This is a genomic window from Thermoplasmata archaeon (genome assembly GCA_035632695.1).
Lineage (GTDB): Archaea > Thermoplasmatota > Thermoplasmata > RBG-16-68-12 > RBG-16-68-12 > RBG-16-68-12.
This window is the reverse complement of sequence record DASQGG010000186.1, coordinates 1-3,935: the sequence shown is the minus strand read 5'-3', so window position 1 is coordinate 3,935 and position 3,935 is coordinate 1. Positions and strand designations below refer to the sequence as shown.

The following is a 3,935-nucleotide window of genomic DNA, read 5'->3' as shown; positions in this document are numbered from 1 at the left end:
CCATGCCGCGAAGCGGTTCCTCGAAGCGGGCGCCTATTTGATCATGATCGAGTCGGAAGGCATCACGGAGAACGTGAAGGCGTGGCGCACGGACGTCGTCTCCCAGATCACGGACGCCCTGGGCACGGAGAAGGTCATGTTTGAGGCCGCGGATCCTCAGGTCTTCACCTGGTACGTCCAGAACTACGGGGCGGACGTGAACCTGTTCGTGGACCACAGCCAGATCATCCAGCTCGAGATCGTGCGCCGCGGCATCTGGGGCATGGCGGCGAACTGGGGCCGCATCGTGACGTACAAGCCGTGACCGGAGCCAGGTGCGATGGACGACGCGAAGTACGTGATCGTCGGCGGCGGGCTCGCCGGTTTCAACGCGATTCCCGCGATTCGCGAGCGGGACCCGGACGGCCGCATTGTGCTTCTCACCGACGAGCGCGAGCGACCGTACGACCGTGTGCCGCTCTCCAAGCGATACCTGCAGGGTGCCCTGTCTCGCGACGGCGTGTTCCTCCGCCCGAGCGAGTTCTACGCGGAGAACCACGTCGAGCTCATAGCCGGTCAGAAGGCGACGGCCCTCGATGCGGACGCAAAGTCCGTGACTCTCGACGACGGACGCGGCCTCCGGTACGAGAGGCTCCTCCTGGCCACGGGAGGTGCGCCGCGACGCCTTCCTCTCCCGGGAGCGGACCTGTCCGGCATCCACTACCTCCGCACCTTGGAGGACAGCGACGCCCTCAAGGAGGCGATGGGTCAGGCGAAGCGGCTCGTCGTCGTCGGCGGCGGCTTCATCGGTTGCGAGGTGGCCGCCGCGGGCGTCCTCAAGGGCCTCCACACAACGGTGATTGAAGTGGGGCCGTACCTGCTGAACATGGCGTTCGATGAACCCACGGGCCGATGGGTCATGGACTATGCGACCGCCAAGGGAATCAAGGCGCGATGCGGCGAGCGGGCCGCGAGATTCATCGGCCATGGCGGACGCCTCACAGCCGTGGAGACGGCCACGGGCGCGGCCATTCCCGCGGATCTGGCCGTGGTCGGCGTGGGCCTCGTGCCGAACATGGACCTCGCGAAGGCCGCCGGACTCCAGGTCGACAACGGGATCGTCGTCAACGAGAGACTCGAGACCACTGCGCCCGGCGTGTATGCTGCCGGGGACGTGGCCCGATTCTACTCGCCTGTCTTCGAGAGGCATCTCCGGGTCGAGCACTACGATGTGGCGGTGCGCCACGGGAAGGTTGCGGGCGCGAACATGGCCGGGGCCGGCGTCGCGTTCATGGACCTACCGTACTTCTTTTCCGACATGTTCGAGCTCAAGATTCACGTCCACGGCATCTTGAGCGACCACGACCGCGTGGTGCTGCGCGGGGAACGCAAGCTCACGGATCAGGGGGGGTTCATCCAGTTCTACCTCAAAGGGCCCCGGATCATGGCCTACCTCGGGGTGAACCGCAAACTCAAGGAGGAACGCGCGGCGCAGAAGCTGATTGCGTCGCGTCGGGCTTTCCAAGACACACGCCCGCTCGAGGATTCGAACGTCGACTTGGCCGCGCTTGCCGGGTGACTCACTCCGACCTTCTCATAACACTTATAGGCAGGCCTCTCTTACGCTCGGCCCGCCCGCGGGTCCGTGGGGTAGCTTGGTCTATCCTTGGTGGTTCGGGACCACTAGACTCCGGTTCAAATCCGGACGGACCCATTTTCATGGAGAGTTAGACTGGAATTCGGAATCTAGGGGTAACGACCTCGGCTTCAGTCCCATCATGCTGGGGCCTGACGGCCTCGGCTCTTTCCCTATTTGTGGTTCATTCATCGAGGCTCGCACAGATGTCAGGATGCAATTTCGTGGACAGCGTGGTCGAGGCGAGGCTCCCCGGCTGGGGGACGCGCCGAGACGCTCATCGCGGAAACGACCGGAAGGCTGCCAGGTCGCTCAGTGTGCAGGCGAGTGATCCTGGCCCAGCCCGCGACGGCTAGTCGCGCTTCCTCCGCAGGATCCAGACCAGCAGGACCGCGATGACGATGACAATCACGACGGCGAGCGGGATCCCAATGGTCAAGACGTCGAAGCCGGTGGCGGACGAAGTCGTCCAGGTTGCGCGGACGGAGGTCGGGCCGGTAGCGGTGAAGGAGAGCGCGGTCTGGGTCCCCGTTCGGTCTCCGGACCATCCGGCGAACGTGTAGGTCGTGCCGCCTTGGACGACCTGCGCCAAAGCCTGCAGAGTCACCGTTGCGTTCTCCGCATACCAGCCGGCACCCTGAACGCCTCCGACATCGCTCTCGACGGTTACCAGATACTGACGCTGCCACTGGGCGATTGCGGTCCTTGGTCTGGACATCGGGATCAGGTTGGAGGCGGTCGCATCGGTACCGGACGCGTCGCCCGACCATCCGGCGAAGACAGCGCGGCTCCCCAGGCCGAGGTCCACAATGCCGGCTTGCAGGCCGGCAGTCGCCGACGTGCCCGCGTCGTACCAGCCTGCGTTGACGGCGACTCCGTAGGTCGTTACGATCGCGAGGCTGTACTGAACCTGCCACCTCGCCGTGGCCGTCTTCGGTCCGTCCATGAGGATCGGGTTGGACGTGGCGCCGCTCCCCGTCGAGTCCCCGGACCAGCCGGAGAACCTCGCGCGGGTCCCTCCGCCGATCGACACCGGGGTCGGACTCACGCTCGCGGTCGCGCTCGATCCCTCGGCGTACCAGCCGCTCCCCGATGCTTGTCCGTACGCGGAAACGACATCGAGGTAAAACTCGGCGCCGTACAACGCGACGGCGGTTTTGGGCCCATCCATCAGGATGAGGTCGGAGGTCAGGCCGCTGCCGCTTGCGTTACCGCCCCATCCCGAGAAGACGAGCTGCTCCCCGGGACCCGTCGCGTACACGGAGTACGTCGCCGTCGCGGTGACTTGGCTCCCGTTCGCGTACCAGCCGCTTCCGGAGACGCCCGGCACGGGCGAGTTCACCGTGAGGTAGAACTCCGCGCTGAAGATGGCCTGTAGGGCCTCTGCGGCTGTGAAGTGGATGGCGTGGGTCGCAGCTCCCCCGTCGCTCCATTGCGCGAATCGGTACCGCACTCCGGTCGGCCCGGACTGCAGAGTGACGAGGCTCACCGTGTGGTATGAATCGGGCGAGAGCCAGAATGTCTCCGTCCTCGAGTAGTTCACGCCGTCGAATGTGAAATTCAAGCCGTCCGGAGACGTGGAGATGAGAAGATCCTGCTCCTGGAGGTAATTAGCGACCAGGTTCTTCGGTGCGTTCGCGATGACGGCGTGGGCCTCCGTGCCGCTGTCGTTCCACGAGGCCCATGTGTACCGCACATCGCTCGACGTGTACTGTGGCGAGGGTGCCTCGATCCAGTGGGTCGAGTTTGCGTCCCACCAGGTCGAGTACGCTGATGCGTAGGAGACGTTGTCGATGAGGATTGTCAGGCCCGACGGGCTTGTGGTGGCCTGTGCGCTGTATTGCTTCTGAAAACTCGCCGTGATCGTCATGTCAGCGGTCGCGTTGATCGTGTGGGTCCGCGTTCCGCCGTCGCTCCAGGAGGTCCAGCTGTACCGCGATCCTGGGTTGATTGGGATGGTGGACGCGACGCTGACCGTGTGCTCGGACCCGAGAATCCACGTATTCGTGACCGGCGCCTTGCCGCTCACCCCATCAACTGTGACGGTCAAGCCGGTAGGCTGGGTGGCGACTGTGACGTTGGCGGATGGGAAGCCTGGGTTCCGTGCGTAGTAGATGTCGTAATCGCCGCTTCCGCTGCACCCACTCTTCAACGTACGACCGTCCGTCCACACGACGTAGATTACGTCGTTCGGGCCGGCCTGTAGGCCGAAGTAGTCTCCCGGCCGGGCGCACGCAATCGGCGTTTCGGCGGTGGTCACCTTGAGATTCGGGGTCCATGTGGCGCCGCCATTCGTGGAGTTCGCGTAGAAGATGTTCCA

3 protein-coding genes and 1 tRNA gene are annotated in these 3,935 nt (G+C 64.7%); 3 read left to right on the top strand and 1 reads right to left on the bottom strand.

Annotated features, from left to right (window positions below; translation table 11 throughout):
• The 3 genes from VEY12_11780 to VEY12_11770 form a co-directional block, all read left to right on the top strand.
• On the top strand, window positions 1–304 hold a 304-nt coding region (locus VEY12_11780; GenBank protein HYM40796.1), incomplete at its 5' end, for a phosphosulfolactate synthase.
• Window positions 305–319: 15 nt separating this feature from the next.
• Window positions 320–1,558 carry an FAD-dependent oxidoreductase gene (locus VEY12_11775; GenBank protein ID HYM40795.1) on the top strand — a complete coding sequence of 413 codons (1,239 nt, stop codon included), beginning with the start codon at window positions 320–322 and terminating at the stop codon, window positions 1,556–1,558.
• Window positions 1,559–1,618: 60 nt separating this feature from the next.
• A tRNA-Pro gene (locus tag VEY12_11770) sits at window positions 1,619–1,693 on the top strand.
• Between the two features lie 274 nt (window positions 1,694–1,967).
• Here VEY12_11770 and VEY12_11765 read toward each other — a convergent pair.
• Window positions 1,968–3,935 (bottom strand): hypothetical protein (locus VEY12_11765; protein ID HYM40794.1); only part of this gene is annotated, 1,968 nt, incomplete at its 5' end.